The sequence below is a fragment of the Micromonospora cathayae genome, assembly GCF_028993575.1.
Lineage (GTDB): Bacteria > Actinomycetota > Actinomycetes > Mycobacteriales > Micromonosporaceae > Micromonospora > Micromonospora cathayae.
Map to the genome: position 1 here is coordinate 462,230 of NZ_CP118615.1, position 14,906 is coordinate 477,135.

Here is a 14,906-nt window from a genome sequence, read left to right on the forward strand (position 1 = left end):
CGACCGGAGTACCGACAGCATGCGCGCAGGACCCAGCCAGGACGAGATCCGCCGGCAGAACCTCGGCGCGCTGCTCCGCTACGTCCACGTGCACGGCGCGACCTCCCGCGCGGAACTGACCAACACGCTCGGGCTGAACCGCAGCACCATCGGGGCGCTCACCGCCGACCTGGCCGCCGCCGGCCTGGTCAGCGAGGGCACCCCCAAGGAGACCGGCCGGGCCGGGCGACCGTCGCTGGTCGTCCGGCCCGAGTCGGCGCGGGTCTTCGCGTACGCGTTCAGTGTCGAGGTGGACCGGCTGCGGGCCGCGCGGGTCGGGCTCGGCGGTGAGGTGCTCGACCGCCGGGAACTGCCCCGCCCGCACGGCCCGGTGGCCGGGGAGGCCGCGCCGCTGCTCGCCGGCATGGTCAAGGACATGCACCAGTACGCGCCGCCCGGCGCGATCTGCGTCGGCGCGGGCGTCGCGGTGGTCGGCATGGTCCGCCGGGACGACGGTCTGGTCCGGCTCAGCCCCACCATCGGCTGGGTCGACGAGCCGCTCGGTGAGCTGCTCCGCGCCGAACTGGGCGACGAACGGCCGGTCGCGGTCGGCAACGTGGCCGACCTGGCCGCGCTGGCCGAACACGTCCGGGGCGTGGCGTTCGGCTGCGACAACCTGATCTACCTGCACGGTGACGCGGGCGTCGGGGCGGGCATCATCGCCGGCGGGCGTCGGGTGACCGGGCACGGCGGGTACGGCGGCGAGGTCGGCCACATGGTGGTCAACCCCGGCGGCCAGCCGTGCGGGTGCGGCTCCCGGGGCTGCTGGGAGACCGAGATCGGCGAGCACGCCCTGCTGCGGGCCGCCGGTCGGGACGGCTACGAGGGGCAGGACGCGGTGCTGGGGGTGGTCGATCCGGCGGCCCGTGGCGACGCCAAGGCCCAGGCGGCGGTACGCCAGGTCGGCGACTGGCTCGGCTTCGGCGTCGCCAACCTGGTCAACATCTTCAACCCGGAGATGGTCATCTTCGGCGGTACCCTGCGGGACCTCTACCTCGCCGCGGCGGCCCAGGTGCGCAGCCGGCTCAACTCGATGGCGCTGCCCGCCTGCCGGGAGCACGTCCGGCTGCGTACCCCGGTGCTGGGTGAGGACGCGGCCCTGATCGGCGCGGCGGAGCTGGCGTTCGAACGTCTCCTCGCCGACCCCCTCGACGCCACCTGACCGACCGGTCCCGCCCGCGTCGGCCGGTGAACCGATCGGGACCGGTGAGCCGATCGGTTTGGTGAACCGAGCAGGACCGGTGAACCGATCGGGGTCGGTGTCCGTACCACCGGGCGACCCGACGGCCGGTGCGACCGGTCCGGGGACAGACGTCGTCGGTCCGGTTCGAGGAGGCACCGCAGCATGGCACCGCTGGAATCCGTACGGCGGGCACCCGCCGGTCGCCGGCCGGCCCGGTCAGGGCTGGCGTTCCTGCTCCTCACGCTCCTCACCACCGTCGTCGCCGGGTGGTCCGGGGTGGCGGTGGCCGCGCCGGCCGGCCCGAAGCAGCTCAACGCCGCCGACATGACCCTGCTCAACGGGGTACGCCTGGCCGGGCTCTGGGAGATGCCGGCCGGGCAGATGGCGGCCGAGAAGGGCAACCTGCCGAAGGTCCGCGAGATCGGCGCGGGGATCGCCGACGAGCACCGGGAGCTGGACCAGCTCGTGGTGGACGCGGCCAACCGGCTCGGCGCGACCATCCCGGACGAGCCCACCGCCGAACAGAAGAGCTGGCTGGCCGAGATGCAGAACGCCTCGGGCGCCCGCTTCGACCAGATCTTCGTGACCCGGCTCCGGGTGGCCCACGGCAAGATCCTGCCGGTGATCTCGGCGGTGCGGGCCAGCACCCGGGACGCCACCGTCCGCAAGCTCGCCGACGACGCCAACGAGTTCGTCCTGCACCACATGTCCATGCTGGAGAGCACCGGCCTGGTCCGGTACGCCGAACTTCCGCCGGCCGCGTTGCCCGCGCCCCAGGAGGATTCGCTGCTGGCCGTGGCCGCCGCCAATCCCGGCCGCGACCTCCCGGTCGGTACCACGGTGGTCTGGCTGGTCTTCGCCGCCGCGCTGGTCACCGCCGGCGTCACCACGCACCGGCTGCTCCGCCGCCCGTCCCGGCGCTGACCCAGGCGCTGACCCCGGCGGGCCACGTCCGCTCGCGTAGGGACGGGACGCGGCCGCCTCCCGAGCTGCCCGCACGGTCCCCCGCCCGGTACCTCCCGGCCTGCCCGGTCAGTGCCGGTCGGCGTAGGCGCGGACCTTGGCGCGGTTGCCGCAGACGGCCATGCTGCACCAGCGGCGTCGGCCCCGGGTGTCGACGAAGAGCCACCCGCAGTCGTCGCCGGGGCAGGCACGGACCAGGGCCCGGGTCGGGGTGCCGAGCAGCTCGGCTGCGGTCTGCGCGCAGGCGAGCAGCGGCAGGTCCAGTCCGGCGTCCCCGGGCAGGGTCCACCGGGCGAGGCCCGTCGCGTCGACCCGGAGCCGCGCGGTGGCGGCGGCGCGTTCGGCGTACCCGGCGACGGTACGGAACGCGGCCCGGTTCGCCGGGTCGAGGAGAACGTCGTGCAGGGCGGTCCGCAGCTCCCGGATCTCGGTGAGTACCCGCTCGGCCGCGGCGGGCTCCCCGGTGGCCGCCGGGCGGAGCCGGGCCACCGTCGCCGCGTCCAGCAGGCCCGCGTGCCGGGACCAGACGGCCAGATGCTGGTAACTGCGCAGCCACTCCCGGTGCGGTCCGGGCGGCTCGGACCAACCCGCCCAGGTGTTGCAGAGTTCCAACCCGGGATGGCCGGCGAGCAGCACCGGCATGGGGTAGCCATCGACGTCGACCCAGTGCACCCGGCCAGTATGCCTTGACCCGACGGCGATTAACCAGTAAACCTCTGCACACCGGTTAATCCTCGTTGAATGGTTAGGTGATGACGGTGCTCCGCAGACTGGTCACGGCACTCCTCACGACGGCGGTACTGCTCGCGGCCGGTACGACGGTGGCCCCCACCCCGGCGGGCGCGTTCCCCCGCCACCAACCGGAGCCGTGGCGTACCTGGGTGCAGGAGGAGTGGACCGCGCCCGCCGGCCAGTACTGCACGTTCCCACTCCAGGTCCGGGTGGTCAGCCAGGACGTCCGGGTCCGGGTGGTCGACCGGTACGCCGACGGCGCGGTCCGGCGGGAGGAGTTCGCCGGGCCACTGGTCGTCGACTTCGTCAACGGGGACACCGGACGCGCCGCGCGCCGGGACGCCGGTGGCTCCGGGGCCGCCGACTACCGTCCGGACGGCACCTGGCGGCGCTACACGATCGTCGGCCCGGCGGGCTTCGGCTTCCGCCCCGGCGACCACCACCCCCGGGGCTACTACCTGCTCGACGGACTGCACGTGATCACCTTCGACGCCGACGGCACCCGGCGGCTGGCCGTCGCCGTCGGCGACCAGGAGAACGTCTGCCTGGCCCTGGGCGACGCCCCGGACCAGGGGTAGCGGAGCGCCCCGGCCAGGTTCCGTCTCCTCGGTCATCGGCCGTGCCCGTCGCGGGACGGAGGTCATCGGCCGCGCTCGTCACGGGACGGAACCTGACCGTACGGGCCGTGCCAGGAACGCCACAGGTCGGCGTACGGGCCGCCCCGGGCGATCAGCTCGGCGTGCGGGCCCAGCTCGGTGATCCGGCCGTCCTCCACCACCGCCACCCGGTCGGCGTCGTGCGCGGAGAAGAGCCGGTGCGCGATGGCGATCACCGTACGCCCGGCCAGCACGGCGGCCAGCGACCGTTCCAACTGCCGGGCCGCCCTCGGGTCGATCAGCGAGGTCGCCTCGTCCAGCACCAACGTGTGCGGGTCCGCCAGCACCAGCCGGGCCAGGGCGAGCTGCTGCGCCTGCGCCGCCGACAGCGGATGCCCACCGGCCCCGACCACCGTGTCCAGCCCGGCCGGCAGGGCATCCGCCCAGTCCAGCGCGTTGACCGCGGCCAGCGCCGCCCGGACGTCCGGTTCGGTCGCCGCCGGACGGACCATCGCCACGTTCTCCCGCACGGTACCGATGAAGACGTGGTGTTCCTGGGTGACCAGCGCGACGTGGGTACGCAGCTCGGCCAGGGGCAGCCCGGTGAGGGGTCGACCGTCGACGGTGACCGATCCGGTGCGCGGGGTGTGCACCCCGGCGAGCAGCCGGCCGAGCGTCGACTTGCCCGCCCCGGACGGGCCGACCATGGCGATCTTCTCCCCCGGTTCGGGCACCAGGGTCACCCCGTGCAGCACGTCCCGCCCCGCCCGGTAGGCGTACCGGACGTCGTGCGCGGCGAGCCGACCGGGACCGGGCCGGCCGGCCCGTCCGCCGTCCAGCCCCGACGACCCGCCGACCGGGACCGACGGACCGCCCCTCGGGACCGACGGCCCGGCTGACGAGCCGACGGCCGGGGCGGACGGCTCGTCGGGGGTGGCCACGCCGAGCAGGCGGGCCAGCGACGCGCCGCCGACCTGCAACTCGTCCAGCCAGGCCAGCAGCTGGTCGATCGGCTTGATCAACTGCTGGACGTAGAGGACAGCCGCGGTCACCTGCCCCAGGCTCACCCAGCCCCGCAGATAGAACCAACCCCCGATCACCAGCGTCGCCGACACCGGCACCAGGTAACCGATCTCCGCCACCGGCCAGAACACCGTCCGCAGCCACAGGGTGTACCGCTCGGCCACGTACGACCGGCGGATGTCGGCGTCGGTGCGGGCCCGCCGCCGCGCCTGCTGCCGCAACGCCTCGGTGGTCCGCGACCCCTCGACGGTCTCGCTGATCCCGTCGGTGATGTCGGCGTACGCGGCGTTCTCCCGCAGGTAGCCGTCGGTGGCCCGACGCAGGTACCAGCGGGTGCCGGCCCAGATCACCGGGACCGCGATCAGACAGGGCAGCGCCAGCATCGGCCCGACCAGCAGCAACGCCCCGACGATGAAGGCGATGGTGACGATCGAGATCAGGGTCTCCGGCACCGCCAGCCGGACCGTCCGGGACAGCGCCGAGACGTCCCGGGACGTCCGGGTCAGCAGGTCACCGGTGCCGGCGCGTTCCACCGTGTGCAGCGGCAGGGCGAGGATCCGGTCCACGAACTCCTCCCGCAGCGTGGCGAGCACCCGCTCACCGAGCCGGGCCGAGGCGAGGTGCGCGAACCGCAGCAGCACCGCCTGCGCCACCACGAAGCCGACGATGGCCAGGGCGATCCGGTCCACCGGGGTGCTCCGGTCGCCCCGGGACACCCCCTCGACCAGATCGCCGAGGAGTCGCGGCCCGGCCAGCCCGGCCGCCGCCGCCGACGCGTGCAGGCCCAGGGCGGTGACCAACGCGCCCGGATGCCGTCGGGTCAGGGCCCGGGCGTACCGCCGGACCTGCCGGCTGTCCGCCACCGGCAGCACGTCGCCCATCAGCTCTCCCCCCGGCTGACCGTTGCCAGGTAGCGCGGCTCGGTCGCGAGCAGTTCCTCGTGACGGCCCTCGGCCACCACCTTGCCGTCCACCACGAACACCACGTGGTCGGCCCGCCCCAGCAGCAGCGGGCTGGTGGTGCAGACCAGGGTGGTCCGGCCGGCGCGGGCGGCACCGAGCCGGGCCGCGATCCGCGCCTCGGTGTGCGCGTCCACCGCGCTGGTCGGCTCCACCAGCAGCAGCGTCTCCGGGTCGGCCACCAGCGTCCGGGCCAGCCGGAGCCGCTGCTGCTGCCCACCGGAGAACTCCCGGCCCCGCTCGGCCACCGGACTGTCCAACCCGTCGGGTAGCGCGTCGACGATGTCCGTCGCGCTCGCCGCCACCAGCGCCGCCCGGACCGTGGCGTCGTCGGCCCGGTCGTGCGGGTCCAGTTCGGCGCGGAGCACCCCGGTGAACAGGTGCGCGTCGTTGTCGGCCACCAGGATCCGCTCCCGCACCGTCGCCAGCGCCACCTCCCGCAGCGGTACGCCGTGCAGCGTCGCGTCCGAGTCCACGTACCGGCCCAGCCGGTCGACGACGACGACCGCCTCGGCCGGATCGGCTGCCACCAGGGCGGTCAGGCGACCGGGCTGGACCACCATCCGCGAGTCCGGGTCGGCCAGCTCACCCGGCCCGGCCGGCAGCGGCACCGGGCGGGGCGGATCGGTCAGCTCCGGTTCCAGCCGTAGCAACCGCACCACCCGGCGGGCCGCCACGTGCCCCCGGGTCAGTTTCTCGATCATCTCGGTGACCGCGCTCAACGGGCCGACCAGGAACGCCGTGTAGCCGTACAGGGCGACGAGCTGACCGGCGCTGATCTGGCCGCGCAACGCGAACCGGGCCCCCAACCAGGTGACCAGGGCGAGGAACAGCCCCGGCAGCAGCACCTGGGCCGCCGCCAGCAGCGACTGGACCCGGGCCACCCGCACCCCGTCGGCGCGCAGCGCCTGCGACCCGGCCCGGTACCGGTCGGACACCACCGGCTCACCGCCGACGCCGCGCAGCACCCGCAGCCCGCCGACGATGTCAGCGGCCCGCCCGACCAGCGTCCCCTCCTGCTCCCGGTACGCCTGCTGGCGGCGGTGCAGCGGGCGGATCAGCACACCCACCACCGCCATCAGCAGCGGCACCCCGAGCACCACCACCAGACCCAGCGGCACCGAGGTGGTCAGCAGGATCACCGTGACCGTGCCGATGGCGACCACCGAACCGACGCCCCGGGCCAGGATGTCGACGGCGCTGCCCACGTGGGCGATGTCGGACGTACCGATGCTGACCACCTCACCGGCGGCGACCCGGCGGGGCAGGGTGGCGCCCAGCCGGTTGGCCGCGACCACGGTGAGCTGCACGGTCCGGTACGCGGCGGCCATCCAGTTGTGCACCGCGCAGCGATGCCGCAGGATGCTGGCGGCCGCCTGGAGCACGCCCAGGCCGAGCAGCGCCAACCCCCAGGTGACCAGGGCGGACAGGTCCCGCCCGGTCAGCCCGGCGTCGACCGCCCGCCCGACCACCGCCGGCACGAGCGCCTGCGCCACCATCCAGACGATGCCGAGCAGCACCCCGGCGATCAGGGTCGGGCGGCTCCGGTTCGCCACCCACACCAGGTAGCGGGTCGGGGACCGGGTGTCGGGTGTGCCGGGATCGTCGGCGGGTATCGAGACCATCGCCGCCCGACGCTAGGCGGCCCGACGTGCCACCCGCCACCGAGTTATCCGCCACCCGTCACCGGGTCGTCGACACCTCAGCGGTCGACCTGGGTGAAGTCCCACGAGTGCGGCGGCCGGGCCAGCAGGGTGGCCGGCGGATCCGGCAGCGCGCGCGGGGTGTTCCGCCACTTGGAGATCACCACCAGCCGGTGGTCGGTGGAGGTGAAGACCTCACTGGACACGTGCAGCGGGTCGTGCTCGAACTCGGGCAGGGCGACGTCACAGACCCAGGTGAGGAGGTCGGCGAGCCCGTACGACTCGGCCCGCGCCTCCCACATCCGTACGATCACGTCGGTCATCCCCCCAAGCGGCCGGTTTCTGCCGGAACGTTACCCGCTGACCCTGGTCAGCGGCATGGCCGAATCGGCGGGCAGGTCCAGTCTGCTCGGCGCGACCCCGGCGGCCACCAGGTGCGAGCCGAGCGCGGCGACCATCGCGCCGTTGTCGGTGCACAACTTCGGCCGGGGTACCCGGACCTGGACACCGTGCTTCGCGGCCCGCTGCTCGGCGAGCGCCCGCAGCCGGGAGTTCGCCGCCACTCCCCCGCCGATCACCAGCGTCCCGACCCCCTGGGAGCGGCACGCGTCCAGCGCCTTACCCACCAGCACATCGCAGACCGCCTCCTGGAAGGACGCGGCCACGTCGGCCACCGGCACCGGCTCACCGGAACGCTGCCGGGCCTCCACCCAGCGGGCCACCGCCGTCTTCAGCCCGGAGAACGAGAAGTCGTACCGGTGCGCGGCCAGGTCCTTCGGGGCGGTCAGCCCGCGCGGGAACCCGATCGCCGCCGGGTCACCGGCCCGCGCCTCCCGGTCGATGTACGGGCCACCGGGGAACGGCAGGCCGAGCAGCCGGGCCACCTTGTCGAACGCCTCACCGGCCGCGTCGTCGATGGTCGCGCCGAGCGGGGTGACACCCCGGGCCAAGTCGTCGACGAGCAGCAGCGACGAGTGCCCACCGGACACCAGCAGGGCGATCGCCGGCTCGGGCAGCGGACCGTGTTCCAGGGTGTCCACCGCGACGTGCGCGGCGAGGTGGTTCACCCCGTACACCGGCTTCTCGGCGGCCAGCGCGTACCCCTTGGCGGCGGCCACCCCGACCAGCAGCGCACCGGCCAGCCCGGGGCCGGAGGTGACGGCGATGGCGTCGATGTCGGCGAGGGTGACACCCGCCTCGGCCAGCGCCCGGTCCATGGTCGGCACGATGGCCTCCAGGTGGGCGCGGCTGGCCACCTCGGGCACCACGCCCCCGAACCGGGCGTGCTGCTCGACGCTGGAGGCGAGCGCGTCAGCGAGCAGGGTGTGTCCCCGGACGATGCCCACCCCGGTCTCGTCACAGGAGGTCTCGATCCCGAGGATCAGTGGTTCGTCAGCCATCGTGTTCTCGTCAGTCCCGGTCTCTCGGCTCAGTCGCTGGTCCGGCGCATGACCAGCGCGTCGGTGTTGGTGGGCTGGTAGTAGCCGCGCCGGATGCCGACCGGCTCGAAGTCGTACCCGGCGTAGAGCTTCTGCGCCGGGGCGTTGTCCACCGCGACCTCCAGCAGCACACTACGGACAGCACGGGCGTCGGCCTCGGCGAGCAGCGCCTCCAGCAGGGCCCGGCCGACACCGCGCCGCTGGGCGTCCCGCCGGACCGCGATGTTCTGCACCCACGCCTCGTCCGGTGGCTGCACGGCCAGACCGGCGTACCCGAGCACCCGCCCGTCGGCGGTGTCGGTCGCCACCAGGTAGTGGTGCCCGTTGGCGAGTTCGTTCCAGAACATCGCCGCCGACCACTGCTCCACCCCGAACAGGTCCGCCTCGATCGGCAGCACCTCGTCGATGTGCCACCAGCGGAACCGCCCGATCCGGACCGGTCCGTCCGTTGCCGGATCGCTGGTCACGGCAGCACGGACTTGCGGGCGGTGGCCGCCACCGCGTCGGGCCGGCGCAGGTACAGCGGAGTGAGCCGCTCCCCGGGGGCGGCGGCCCGGATCCGCTCAGCGGCCAGCGTCGCCAGCGCCAGCGCGGACGGGTAACGCGGCTCGTCCCGCAGCGGCAGACCGAGCACGTCGGCGTAGCGGTGCGCGCCGTCACCGACCATGCCGGTGACCCCCAAGTCCCGGGCCCGCCCGGCGACCACCGCCGGGACGTCCACGTCCGGCCCGGCGATCCGCTCACCGGCCGCGTCGTAGACCGCCCAGTACACCTCGCGGCGGCGGGCGTCGGAGGCGGCCAGCACCGGTTCACCGGCCGCCGCCGGGTGGCCGATCGCGTCCAGCGAGCACACCCCGTACGTGGGCACGCTCAGCGCCTGGCCCATGGTGGCGGCGGTGACCAGCCCGACCCGCAGCCCGGTGAACGGGCCGGGGCCGAGCCCGGCGACGATCGCCCCCAGGCCGGCCGGGCGGACGCCGGCCTCGGCGAGCACCGCCTCGACGTGCGGGGCGAGCAGCTCGCCATGGGCGCGGGCGTCGACGGTGCACCGCTGCGCCCGGAGCGTCACGCCGTCCGCCGTGACCTCGGCCAGGGCGGCGGTCACCGCCGGGGTCGAGGAGTCCACCACCAGTACGAGCACGCTGCCCACCCTAGCCGGGCCCGGCACCGGGCCCGCGCCGACTCGACCGGCCAGGGGTGCGTCGGGTCAGCCGGCGGTGCGCTCCCAGTCGATGGTGGGCAGGCCGGCGTCGGCGAGCGCCTTGTTGGTGGCGCTGAACGGGCGGCTGCCCAGGAAGCCGCGCGGGTTCATCGGGCTCGGGTGCCCGGCCTCCAGCACCACGTGCTGCGGGTTGGTGACCAGGGCAGCCTTCTTGCGGGCGTACCCGCCCCAGAGCAGGAACACCACCCGGTGATCGAGGGCGTCCAGGGCCCGGATGGTGGCGTCGGTGAACTCCTCCCAGCCCTTGTTGCCGTGCGAGCCCGGCTTGGCCTCCCGGACGGTCAGCACCGCGTTGAGCAGCAGCACGCCCTGCGCGGCCCAGCCGCTCAGGTTGCCGCCCTTCGGCTTCGGCGCGCCGACGTCCTCGCCCAGCTCCTTGAAGACGTTGCGCAGCGACGGCGGCACCGACACGCCGTCCCGGACGCTGAAGCTCAGCCCGTGCGCCTGCCCGGCCTTGTGGTACGGGTCCTGGCCGAGGATCAGCACCCGGCAGTCCTGCGGGGCGCACAGCCGGTACGCCGAGAACAGGTCGTCGACCGGCGGGTAGACCGTCTCGGTGGCGTACTCCCGGGCGACGAACTCGCCCAGCGCGGCCGTGCGGGCCGGGTCGAGGTGCGGGGTGAGCACGGCACGCCAGGCCTCCGGCAGCAGGGCCGGCAGGTCCAGGGTCGGCACGTCGTCGGGCATGGGCCACCTTTCGTCGCGCGGTCGGCGCGTCCCCGCCGACCGGATCGGCTACTTCCTACCAGCCCGGACCGACAGTTCCGCCGCCGGCTGGGACGGCCTGTGGCGGGGCGGCACTACGCTGCGGCCACCTCACGAAAGGACCCCCGATGCGCAAGACCCTGCTGCCGTTCCTGGCCCTCGCCCTGGCGACCGGGCTGGCCTGCGGTTTCGGTGGCGACACCTCCACCGGCGACGAGGCGGTCGCCACCCCCGTCCAGGGGCTGGAGAGCCCCGCCGCCGACGCCACCGACCCGGCCCCGGCGAAGTCCACCCCGACCAAGCCCGCGCCGGGCAGGCCCACACCGCTGACCTGCCAGCAGTTGCAGACCGCGTCGCTGGGCAGCGCGGCCCAGCCGTACAACGGCTACCGGGACCCGATCCCGCTGGTCGACGGCATGTGGTCCGGTGAGGACGGGGTGGTCGTCCAGTTGCAGGCACCCTGCGCGGTCGGCGAGCTGACCGGCGACAACGCCGCCGACGCGGTGGTGCCGGTGCTGATGGACGGCGGCGGTACGGGCAAGTTCTGGCAGCTCGCGATGTTCCGCAACGTCGACGGCAGACCGTCGTACGTGACCATGGTCGAGATCGGGGACCGGACCCCGATCGAGAAGGTGGCGATCAGTGCCGGCCGGGCGCGGGTGGAGTTCCTGATGCGCCCCGAGGACCCCTCGTCCTCGGTGGACCTGATCCGCCGCACCGCCGTCTACGAACTCGACGGCACCACCCTGGCAGAAATCGGCTACATCGACGCCCCCGCCTAACCCCCACCCCTCCCCCTCCCCGCCCTCCTCCCTCTCCCCCGCCCTTGTTGATCATGAAGTTGTTGTCCCCGGCTCCGGCGTGTCGTGACAACAACTTCATGGTCAACGGGGGCGGTCGGGTTGAGGGCGGCTGTTCACGTAACCGGCCCGGCGGCGGTGACGGCTTCGGCGACGACGGGTGGGCAGTGTCGGTGAACGGCCGGCTGGCCGATCCGGGAACGCCATCAACCTCACAGCCGGCGCAGGTGGGACGGACAACCGTTGCCTTGTCCGTAGGATGGCCTTGGCACACCACCAGTGGAGGCGTGGTGGTTCGGACCCTGACTGCGGCCGTACACCAGGAGGAAGACTGGTACGTCGCTCGCTGTCTGGAACTCGACGTGGCCAGCCAGGGTGAGACGCTCGAAGAAGGCCGGCTTCGATCATGTCCGCACCAAGGGCAGTCATGCCGTCTACCGGAATCCCGCCGGCAATATGGTGGTGGTTCCGCAGCACAGCACGATCAAGCGGGGAACGTTGGCTCGATTCTCCGCCAGGCCGATCTGACCCCCGCCGAGTTCCTTCACCTGCTGCGCTGACTGATAGCGGCATCCGTCGGGCGGTCCGGGCGGGGGTCAGGCGGACAGGGCGGCGAGGCGGGTGGGCCAGTCGCCGCCCACCGGGACGAGTTCGGCGGTACGGGTGTCGTCGTCGTGCCGGTCCAACCGGACGTGCAGGTGGGACTCGGTGAGGTGTTCGGCCAGCCCCTCCCCCCACTCGACCACGGTGACCGCGTCGTCCAGGGAGGCGTCCAGGTCGAGGTCGTCGATCTCGGCGCGCGGGTCGGTGGCGTCGCCCAGCCGGTACGCGTCGGCGTGCACCAGACCGACCGTGCCGCCGCGCGCCGGGTCGGGCCGGTGTACGCGGGCGATCACGAAGGTGGGCGAGGTGATGTCACCGAGTACGCCGAGGCCGGCGCCGATGCCCTGGGTCAGCGCGGTCTTGCCCGCCCCCAACGGCCCGGTGAGCAGCACCAGGTCACCGGCGCGCAGCAGCCCGGCCAGTCGCCGCCCGAAGGCGTGCGTGTCGGGCAGCGTGGGCAGCTTCACCACCACCGTCGTCGTCACAACCGCTCCAGGAAACTCGTCACAACCGCTCCAGGAAGTTCGTCAGGGACGCCCCAGGGAAGCTCGTCACAGTCGCCTCAGGAAGCCGGTCACGTCGGGCCGGGCAGTCGGTCACAATCGCTCCAGGAAGTCCAGCAGCGCGGCGTCGACCTGGTCCGCGTGCTCCAGCATCACCACGTGCCCGCTGTCCGGGATCCGGACGAACTCGGCGTGCGGCAGCCGCCGGACGATCTCCTCCGAGTGGGTCACCGGAGTGATCATGTCCTTCTCGCCGGCGACCACCAGCACCGGGGTACCGGCCAGCGCGGCGAGCGCCGGGTACCGGGCGTGGGTGGCGAGGGTACGCAGGTAACGGGTGACCGTGTCGGCGGAGGTCCGCGAGTTCATCTCCTCCACGTACGACACCAGGGCCGGGCTGGGGTTCGGGGTGCCGAACCCGTACCGGCGGGTGAGCAGCCAGGACACGTTGGAGGTGGAGTGGCGGACCCGGTCGATGATGGTGCCGCCGTACCGGGTGGTGGTGTTGACCATGTAGAGCACCGGCGGGCCGACCTTGCCGAGCAGGGCCGGGGCGACCAGCTTGGTCTCGGCGAGCAGACCGCCGGAGGTGGCCATCAGCACCGTGCCGACCACCCGGTCACCGAACATCTCCGGGTACAGCTCGGCGAACGCCATGATGGTCATACCGCCCATCGAGTGCCCGACCAGCACCAGCGGCCCCTCCGGGGCGGTCCGGTCGAGCACCCGGCGCAGGGCGTGGCCGAGCGCGGTCAGGTCGTAGTCGCCGCTCTCCAGGGTGCCGGACCGGCCGTGGCCCGGCTGGTCGTACGCGACGACGCGGTGCTCGCCGCGCTGGGCGAGGAGTTTGCGCTGGAAGTGGAAGGTGCCCATGTCCAGGCAGAAACCGTGCACCAGCACCACGGTGGGTCGACCGGGTACCGGGCGGGTCGGCTCGACCACCTCCACGTACAGGTCGGTGCCGTCGGGAAGTTCCATCTGGAACGCCTCGTCGTACCGCTGCTGGCCGAACACCTCGTCGGCGTACCGGTCGGTGCGGTCGGCCTTGTAGCGGCGGACCAGGGCGCGCTCGGTGGCGACGCCCGCGGCGAGCCCGGCGGCGGCCACCCCGACGGCCGCGCCGACCAGGCCGGCGACCTTCCCGGCGGCGGTACGCGGCCGGGGGACCCGGGAGAGCAGCGAACTCATGGTCGTTCCCCGGTGTAGACCCGGGCCACCCGGACCCCGCCGAACCGGGTGACGATCTCGTAGTTGATGGTGCCGACCGCCTCGGCCCAGTCGTCGGCGGTGGGGCCGCCGTCGGTGCCGTCGCCGAAGAGGGTCGCCACGTCGCCCGGGGCGACCGGGTCGTCCCCGCAGTCGATCACGATCTGGTCCATGCAGACCCGGCCGGCGATGGTCCGGTTCCGGCCGGCGAGCCGCACCGGGGCGGCGTTGGAGGCGTGCCGGGGCACCCCGTCGGCGTAGCCGAGCGGCACCACGGCCAGGGTGGTCTCCCGGTCGGTGGTGTAGGTGTGGCCGTACGAGACGCCGGTGTCGGCCGGGACCCGCTTGGTGAGCATCACCCGGGCGCGGGCGGTCATCGCCGGACGCAGCCCGTACCGTTCGCCGGCCACCGGCGAGAGACCGTACACCGCGATACCGGGACGAACCAGGTCGAAGTGCGTGTCTGGGCGGGTGAGGGTGGCCGCCGAGTTCGCCAGGTGCCGGTGCCGGGGCCGCAGCCCGGCCCGCTCCACCAGGCCCAGCCCCTCGTGGAAGACCGCGATCTGCCGGTCGATGGTCGGGTGTCCGGGCAGGTCCGCGTACGCGAAGTGGCTCCACACCCCGACCACCTCGACCATGCCGTCGGCCTCGGCCTTCGCGGCGGCCTCCAGCAGCGTCGGCCAGTCGGCGGTGGTCGCGCCGTTCCGGGACAACCCGGTGTCGATCTTGAGGTGCAGCCGGGCCGGCCGCTCCGCCCGCCGGGCCGCCTCGGTCATCTCGGCCAACTGCGACAGACTGGCCGCGGAGAGGTCGACATCGGCCAGCACCCCCTCGTGCAGCGGCAGCCCCGGGCTGAGCAGCCAGGCCAGCACCGGCACGGTGATCCCGGCCCGGCGCAGGGTGAGCGCCTCGTCCAGGGTGCAGACGCCGAGCCAGTCCGCGCCGGCATCGATCGACGCCCGCGCGGCCGGGACCATGCCGTGCCCGTACCCGTCGGCCTTGACCACCGCCATCAGCTCGGCGCTGGTGCCCGACCGGAGCCGCGCCACGTTCTCCCGGATCGCGTCAAGATCGACTTCTGCCTCGGCCTGCCACATGCCCCCAGCCTACTGACCTCGGCGATCACCGTGGTCCAACGCCACTGGAGGGCCCGGCTCACCCGGCCAGGCCCAGTCGGACCCGTCGGCCCGGCGGTCGGCCCGGCGGCACCGGCGGCACCGGCGGCACCGGCGGCACCGGCGGCACCGGCGACCCTGCCACGTCCACATGTCGTGCAGAAGTGCGCCCGCC

16 protein-coding genes are annotated in these 14,906 nt (G+C 73.9%); 5 read left to right on the top strand and 11 right to left on the bottom strand.

Annotated features, from left to right (window positions below; translation table 11 throughout):
* Positions 1 to 19: 19 nt before the first annotated feature.
* A complete protein-coding gene (locus PVK37_RS02090) occupies positions 20 to 1,201 on the top strand; it encodes an ROK family protein (protein WP_275031977.1) in 1,182 nt (393 codons plus the stop codon).
* A 183-nt stretch (positions 1,202 to 1,384) separates the two neighbouring features.
* The gene (locus PVK37_RS02095; protein ID WP_275031978.1) at positions 1,385 to 2,146 is read left to right on the top strand and encodes a DUF4142 domain-containing protein; all 762 of its coding nucleotides are present in this window, start codon (positions 1,385 to 1,387) and stop codon (positions 2,144 to 2,146) included.
* 108 nt (positions 2,147 to 2,254) lie between these two features.
* Here the strand turns inward: PVK37_RS02095 and PVK37_RS02100 are convergent, their stop codons facing one another.
* Positions 2,255 to 2,857, bottom strand: coding sequence for a CGNR zinc finger domain-containing protein (locus PVK37_RS02100; RefSeq protein ID WP_275031979.1), 603 nt, complete (start codon positions 2,855 to 2,857; stop codon positions 2,255 to 2,257).
* Positions 2,858 to 2,943: 86 nt separating this feature from the next.
* Between PVK37_RS02100 and PVK37_RS02105 the strand changes: the two genes are divergently transcribed.
* Entirely contained in the window at positions 2,944 to 3,495 is a 552-nt protein-coding gene (locus PVK37_RS02105; protein ID WP_275031980.1) for a hypothetical protein, read from the top strand.
* Positions 3,496 to 3,557: 62 nt separating this feature from the next.
* Here the strand turns inward: PVK37_RS02105 and PVK37_RS02110 are convergent, their stop codons facing one another.
* The 7 genes from PVK37_RS02110 to PVK37_RS02140 all read right to left on the bottom strand — a co-directional run bounded on the left by PVK37_RS02110 (position 3,558) and on the right by PVK37_RS02140 (position 10,486).
* Positions 3,558 to 5,417, bottom strand: coding sequence for an ABC transporter ATP-binding protein (locus PVK37_RS02110; RefSeq protein ID WP_275031981.1), 1,860 nt, complete (start codon positions 5,415 to 5,417; stop codon positions 3,558 to 3,560).
* Positions 5,417 to 7,120, bottom strand: coding sequence for an ABC transporter ATP-binding protein (locus tag PVK37_RS02115; RefSeq protein WP_275031982.1), 1,704 nt, complete (start codon positions 7,118 to 7,120; stop codon positions 5,417 to 5,419). The genes PVK37_RS02110 and PVK37_RS02115 overlap by 1 nt, the downstream gene beginning before the upstream one ends.
* A gap of 77 nt (positions 7,121 to 7,197) precedes the next feature.
* Positions 7,198 to 7,452, bottom strand: a complete 255-nt coding sequence (locus PVK37_RS02120) for a hypothetical protein (protein WP_275035335.1) — start codon at positions 7,450 to 7,452, stop codon at positions 7,198 to 7,200.
* A gap of 39 nt (positions 7,453 to 7,491) precedes the next feature.
* The gene (tsaD, locus tag PVK37_RS02125; protein WP_275031983.1) at positions 7,492 to 8,538 is read right to left on the bottom strand and encodes a tRNA (adenosine(37)-N6)-threonylcarbamoyltransferase complex transferase subunit TsaD; all 1,047 of its coding nucleotides are present in this window, start codon (positions 8,536 to 8,538) and stop codon (positions 7,492 to 7,494) included.
* A 29-nt stretch (positions 8,539 to 8,567) separates the two neighbouring features.
* Positions 8,568 to 9,044, bottom strand: a complete 477-nt coding sequence (gene rimI, locus PVK37_RS02130) for a ribosomal protein S18-alanine N-acetyltransferase (RefSeq protein WP_275031984.1) — start codon at positions 9,042 to 9,044, stop codon at positions 8,568 to 8,570.
* Positions 9,041 to 9,718, bottom strand: coding sequence for a tRNA (adenosine(37)-N6)-threonylcarbamoyltransferase complex dimerization subunit type 1 TsaB (tsaB, locus tag PVK37_RS02135; protein ID WP_275031985.1), 678 nt, complete (start codon positions 9,716 to 9,718; stop codon positions 9,041 to 9,043). The genes rimI and tsaB overlap by 4 nt, the downstream gene beginning before the upstream one ends.
* 66 nt (positions 9,719 to 9,784) lie before the next feature.
* Positions 9,785 to 10,486, bottom strand: a complete 702-nt coding sequence (locus PVK37_RS02140) for a uracil-DNA glycosylase (RefSeq protein WP_275031986.1) — start codon at positions 10,484 to 10,486, stop codon at positions 9,785 to 9,787.
* Between the two features lie 146 nt (positions 10,487 to 10,632).
* On the opposite strand from PVK37_RS02140, the gene PVK37_RS02145 reads away from it, so the two are divergent.
* The gene (locus tag PVK37_RS02145; RefSeq protein ID WP_275031987.1) at positions 10,633 to 11,286 is read left to right on the top strand and encodes a hypothetical protein; all 654 of its coding nucleotides are present in this window, start codon (positions 10,633 to 10,635) and stop codon (positions 11,284 to 11,286) included.
* A 393-nt stretch (positions 11,287 to 11,679) separates the two neighbouring features.
* Positions 11,680 to 11,832: a type II toxin-antitoxin system HicA family toxin gene (locus PVK37_RS31785; protein WP_423790983.1), complete on the top strand. Its 153-nt coding sequence runs from the start codon at positions 11,680 to 11,682 to the stop codon at positions 11,830 to 11,832.
* Positions 11,833 to 11,900: 68 nt separating this feature from the next.
* On the opposite strand, the gene tsaE is transcribed toward PVK37_RS31785, so the two are convergent.
* The 3 genes from tsaE to alr all read right to left on the bottom strand — a co-directional run bounded on the left by tsaE (position 11,901) and on the right by alr (position 14,713).
* Positions 11,901 to 12,392, bottom strand: coding sequence for a tRNA (adenosine(37)-N6)-threonylcarbamoyltransferase complex ATPase subunit type 1 TsaE (tsaE, locus tag PVK37_RS02150; RefSeq protein ID WP_275031988.1), 492 nt, complete (start codon positions 12,390 to 12,392; stop codon positions 11,901 to 11,903).
* 111 nt (positions 12,393 to 12,503) lie between these two features.
* On the bottom strand, positions 12,504 to 13,598 hold the full coding sequence (locus tag PVK37_RS02155) for an alpha/beta fold hydrolase (RefSeq protein ID WP_275031989.1): 1,095 nt from the start codon (positions 13,596 to 13,598) through the stop codon (positions 12,504 to 12,506).
* Positions 13,595 to 14,713 (bottom strand): alanine racemase, encoded by a 1,119-nt coding sequence (gene alr, locus PVK37_RS02160; RefSeq protein WP_275031990.1) that lies wholly within the window; start codon positions 14,711 to 14,713, stop codon positions 13,595 to 13,597. The genes PVK37_RS02155 and alr overlap by 4 nt, the downstream gene beginning before the upstream one ends.
* Positions 14,714 to 14,906 lie beyond the last annotated feature (193 nt).

Coding starts and splice junctions, on each gene's coding strand:
- PVK37_RS02090 (WP_275031977.1), top strand. CDS start 20: ATGCGCGCAGGACCCAGCCAGGACGAGATCCGCCGGCAGAACCTCGGC.
- PVK37_RS02095 (WP_275031978.1), top strand. CDS start 1,385: ATGGCACCGCTGGAATCCGTACGGCGGGCACCCGCCGGTCGCCGGCCG.
- PVK37_RS02110 (WP_275031981.1), bottom strand. CDS start 5,417: ATGGGCGACGTGCTGCCGGTGGCGGACAGCCGGCAGGTCCGGCGGTAC.
- PVK37_RS02115 (WP_275031982.1), bottom strand. CDS start 7,120: ATGGTCTCGATACCCGCCGACGATCCCGGCACACCCGACACCCGGTCC.
- tsaD (WP_275031983.1), bottom strand. CDS start 8,538: ATGGCTGACGAACCACTGATCCTCGGGATCGAGACCTCCTGTGACGAG.
- PVK37_RS02140 (WP_275031986.1), bottom strand. CDS start 10,486: ATGCCCGACGACGTGCCGACCCTGGACCTGCCGGCCCTGCTGCCGGAG.
- PVK37_RS02145 (WP_275031987.1), top strand. CDS start 10,633: ATGCGCAAGACCCTGCTGCCGTTCCTGGCCCTCGCCCTGGCGACCGGG.
- PVK37_RS02155 (WP_275031989.1), bottom strand. CDS start 13,598: ATGAGTTCGCTGCTCTCCCGGGTCCCCCGGCCGCGTACCGCCGCCGGG.
- alr (WP_275031990.1), bottom strand. CDS start 14,713: ATGTGGCAGGCCGAGGCAGAAGTCGATCTTGACGCGATCCGGGAGAAC.